At 70.0% G+C, this 4,325-nt stretch carries 3 protein-coding genes and 1 pseudogene; all 4 read left to right on the top strand.

Annotated elements, in window-relative coordinates:
* Positions 1–191: pseudogene (locus L286_RS26180) on the top strand (FixH family protein); the annotation flags it as partial.
* The gene (locus tag L286_RS26175) at positions 191–2,323 is read left to right on the top strand and encodes a cation-translocating P-type ATPase (RefSeq protein WP_020818358.1); all 2,133 of its coding nucleotides are present in this window, start codon (positions 191–193) and stop codon (positions 2,321–2,323) included. The pseudogene L286_RS26180 and the gene L286_RS26175, both read left to right, overlap by 1 nt.
* Positions 2,320–2,460 (top strand): cbb3-type cytochrome oxidase assembly protein CcoS, encoded by a 141-nt coding sequence (ccoS, locus tag L286_RS26170; RefSeq protein WP_007688161.1) that lies wholly within the window; start codon positions 2,320–2,322, stop codon positions 2,458–2,460. The genes L286_RS26175 and ccoS overlap by 4 nt, the downstream gene beginning before the upstream one ends.
* 139 nt (positions 2,461–2,599) lie before the next feature.
* Positions 2,600–4,325, top strand: a 1,726-nt coding sequence (locus L286_RS26165) for a proline dehydrogenase family protein (protein ID WP_031292991.1), incomplete at its 3' end; no start/stop codon positions are given.

Here is a 4,325-nt window from a genome sequence, read left to right as displayed (position 1 = left end):
TGGCGGGCGTCGTCGTGACGGCGGTGGCGCAGCATCCGCTGGGGCGGGCGCCGGACATGCCGCTCGCCTTCCGCGAAACCGCGCCGGGCGTCTATGCCAGCGACCGGGTCTTGCCGAAGGGGCGCTGGCAGGTCCGTTTCGACCTGCGCCTCGCCGGGCGCGAGGAGCATCTTTTGAGGGAGGTCGACTGATGGCCACGAAAGCGCTGATCGCCGATCCGGTGGCGGAAGAGACGGTCGAAAGCCTGTTCGCCGTCCCCGGCATCCATTGCGTGAGCTGCATCGCGAAAATCGAGGAAGGATTGCCGCGCCAGCCCGGCATCATCTCGGCGCGGGTCAATATGGGGGCGAAGCGCGTCGCCATCCGGCACGATCCGGCGCTGACCCCGCCCGACCTGCGCGCCGCCATCGCCGCCCTGGGGTTCGAGGCGGAACCGCTGGCCGATGCGGGGCTGGACGTGGCGGCGGCGGAAAGCCGGCGGCTGACGCGGGCGCTGGTGGTGGCGGGCTTCGCGGCGATGAACATCATGCTGCTGTCGGTGTCGGTCTGGTCCGGGGCGGCGGGCGCGACGCGGGGGATGTTCCACTGGCTCTCCGCGTTGATCGCGCTGCCGACGGTGGCCTATGCGGGCCAGCCCTTCTTCCGTTCGGCCTGGGCGGCGGTGCGGCAGGGGCGGACGAACATGGACGTGCCGATCAGCATCGGCGTGCTGCTGACCACCGGAATGAGCCTGTATGAGACCGTCACCGGCGGGGCGCATGCCTGGTTCGACGGGGCGGTGATGCTGCTCTTCTTCCTGCTGGCCGGGCGGGCGCTGGACAGCATGATGCGCGGGCGGGCGCGGGCGGGGGTGGCGGCGCTGCTGAAGCAGACCGCGCCGGGCGCGCTGGTGCTGGAGGCGGACGGGAGCAGCCGCTGGACCCGCGCCGACGCGCTGCGGCCGGGCATGACGATATTGGTGGCGGCGGGCGAAAGGCTGGCCGCCGACGGGCGCGTGACGCAGGGCGAGAGCGGCCTCGACATCGCCTTCCTGACCGGGGAAAGCGCGCCGGTGCGGGTGCATCCGGGCGATGCCGTGCAGGCGGGCGCGCTCAATGTCGACGGGCCGATCCGGGTGGAGGTGACGGCGGCGGGGGCCGATACGGTCATCGCCGACATCGCCCGGCTGATGGAGGAGGCTGCGCAGGGCAAGTCGCGCTATGTGCGGCTGGCCGACCGGGCGGCGCGGCTCTATGCGCCCTGCGTCCATCTGCTGGCGGCGCTGTCCTTCGCGGGGTGGATGATCGCCGGGGCGGGCGTGCATCAGGCGTTGCTGATCGCGGTGGCGGTGTTGCTGATCACCTGTCCTTGCGCCTTGGGGCTGGCGGTGCCCGCCGCGCAGATCGTCGCCTGCGGCGCGCTGATGCGGCGGGGCGTGCTGGTGAAGGACGGGTCGGCGCTGGAACGGCTGGCGGAGGTCAGCGAAGCCGTGTTCGACAAGACCGGCACGCTGACGCTGGGCCGCCCCGTGCCGCAGGGGCTGCGCCGCCTGTGGCGCGACGACCGGGCGATCCTGCTGTCGCTGTCGCGGGCATCGCGCCATCCGCTGAGCGTCGCCCTGCGGCAGGCATTGGAAGCGCGAGGGGTCACGCCCGCCGCGCTCGACAATGTTCGCGAAGTGGCGGGGGAGGGCGTGTTCGGGGACTATCAGGGCGTGGCCGTGTCGCTGGCGCGGCCGCGCAGCCTGGTCAACCTGTTCGGGCTGGCGGCGGAATATCGGCGCGGCGATCAGGCCATGCTGCTGGGCTTTGCCGACGCACTGCGGCCCGATGCGGCGGAAACGCTGGACGCGCTGCGCGGCATGGGGATGAAGATATTGATCGCCAGCGGCGACCGGCCCGAAGCGCTGGAGGAGATCGCCCGGACGACCGGCGCCACCGCCATCGGCCATCTGCGCCCCGCCGACAAGCTGGCGCTGATCGGGCGGCTGAAGGCCGGGGGCGAGAAGGTGCTGATGGTCGGGGACGGGCTGAACGACGGCCCGGCTCTGGCGGCGGGGCATGCCAGCATGGCGCCCGCCTCCGCCAGCGACGCCAGCCAGCTTGCCGCCGACGCCGTGTTCCTGGGCGACAGGCTGGCGCCGGTGGCGCTGGCCGTGCATGCGGCGCGGCGGACCGTGGCGGTGGTGAAGCAGAATTTCGCGCTGGCCATCGGCTATAATCTGCTGGCGGTGCCGCTGGCCATGGCGGGGAAGGTGACTCCGCTGGTCGCGGCGGTCGCCATGTCGACATCCTCGCTGATCGTCATCGCCAATGCATTGCGCCTGAAAGGAGTCGCGAAATGACGGGTCTCAGCCTGCTGATTCCGATTGCGCTTGGACTGGGGCTGCTGGGGCTGGCGGCCTTTTTCTGGGCGCTGGGCAATGGCCAGTTCGAGGACACCGACGGGGCGGCGGTGCGCATCCTGATCGACGAGGATTGACGGCAGGCGGATTTTCGTCTGTTTAGGCTGGTCAGGATAGTCGATTTGGCTGGAAATGCTGCTGCAATAAGGCATATTTCCTTGGCATCGGCTGTTCATAAGTCGGATTGCATGCCATGATTTCCCTATCATGGCGCGCATGACGAACCCGCCCCCCTTCACCGATTTCGCCCCTGTCATCCGGCCGCAGTCGCCGCTCCGCCAGGCCATCACCGCCGCCTATCGCCGCGATGAAGCCGCGTGCTTGGCGCCCCTGCTGGAAGCCGCCGCGCTGCCCGACGCCATGCGGCAGGGGGTGCGTGACATGGCGCGCAGGCTGGTGACGACGCTGCGCGCCAACGGCAAGGGCAGTGGGGTCGAAGCGCTGGTGCAGGAATATTCGCTCTCCAGCCAGGAGGGCGTGGCGCTGATGTGCCTGGCCGAAGCGCTGCTGCGCATTCCCGACGATGCGACCCGCGACGCGCTGATCCGCGACAAGATCGCCGACGGCGACTGGGGCGGGCATCTGGGCGGCGGCAGGTCGCTGTTCGTCAACGCGGCGACCTGGGGGCTGGTGGTGACGGGCAAGCTGGTCGGCAGCGTGGACGACCGGGGCCTCGGCGCGGCGCTGACCCGGCTAGTGGCACGGCTGGGCGAGCCGGTGATCCGGCGCGGCGTCGACCTCGCCATGCGGATGATGGGCGAGCAGTTCGTGACCGGCGAGACCATCGGGGAAGCGCTGAAGCGGGCGCGGACGGAAGAGGCGAAGGGTTTCCAGTACAGCTATGACATGCTGGGGGAGGCGGCGGCGACGGCGGCGGACGCGGCCCGCTATCTGGAGGATTACCGGCAGGCCATCCACGCCATCGGCCGGGCGTCGGACGGGCGCGGCGTCTATGCCGGGCCGGGCATTTCGATCAAGCTGTCGGCGCTGCATCCGCGTTATAGCCGCGCACAGGCGGAGCGGGTCATGGAGGAATTGCTGCCGCGGGTGAAGGAGCTGGCGTTGCTCGCCAAAGGCTATGACATCGGCCTCAACATCGATGCGGAGGAGGCGGATCGGCTGGAATTGTCGCTCGACCTGCTGGAGAGTCTGGCGCTGGACCCGGAGCTTGCGGGGTGGAACGGGCTGGGCTTCGTGGTGCAGGCCTATGGCAAGCGCTGTCCCTTCGTCATCGACTGGATCGTCGATCTGGCCCAGCGCGCCGGGCGGCGGATCATGGTGCGGCTGGTCAAGGGCGCCTATTGGGACGCGGAGATCAAGCGGGCGCAGGTCGACGGGATGGCGGACTTCCCGGTCTATACGCGGAAGGTGCATACGGACGTTGCCTATATCGCCTGCGCGAAGAAGCTGCTGGCGGCGCGTGACCGGGTGTTCCCGCAATTCGCGACGCATAATGCGCAGACGCTGGCGACGGTCCATCATCTGGCGGGGCCGGGTTTCACGCTGGGCGACTATGAGTTTCAGTGCCTGCACGGCATGGGCGAGCCGCTGTACGAGCAGGTGGTTGGGAAGGGAAATCTCGACCGGCCCTGCCGCATCTACGCGCCGGTCGGCACGCATGAGACGCTGCTGGCCTATCTGGTGCGGCGTCTGCTGGAAAATGGCGCGAACAGCTCCTTCGTGCACCGCATCGCCGATCCGGCGGTGCCGGTGGAGGAGATGATCGCCGACCCGGTCGAGCAGGTGCGGGCGATGCCGCATCCGGGGGCGCGGCATGCGGACATCGCCCTGCCGTCCGGGCTTTATCCCGACCGGCGCAATTCCGACGGGATCGACCTCAGCGATGAAAATGCGCTGGCCATGCTGACGCGGGCGCTGGCGGAAAGCGCGCAGATCGGCTGGACGGCCCGGCCGGAGGGCGGGGAGGGCGCGGGGCGGCCGG

This window comes from Sphingobium sp. HDIP04, from assembly GCF_000445085.1.
Taxonomy (GTDB): Bacteria; Pseudomonadota; Alphaproteobacteria; order Sphingomonadales; family Sphingomonadaceae; genus Sphingobium; species Sphingobium indicum.
The sequence above is the reverse complement of the archived record's forward strand: the minus strand, read 5'-3'. Positions and strand labels throughout refer to the sequence as shown.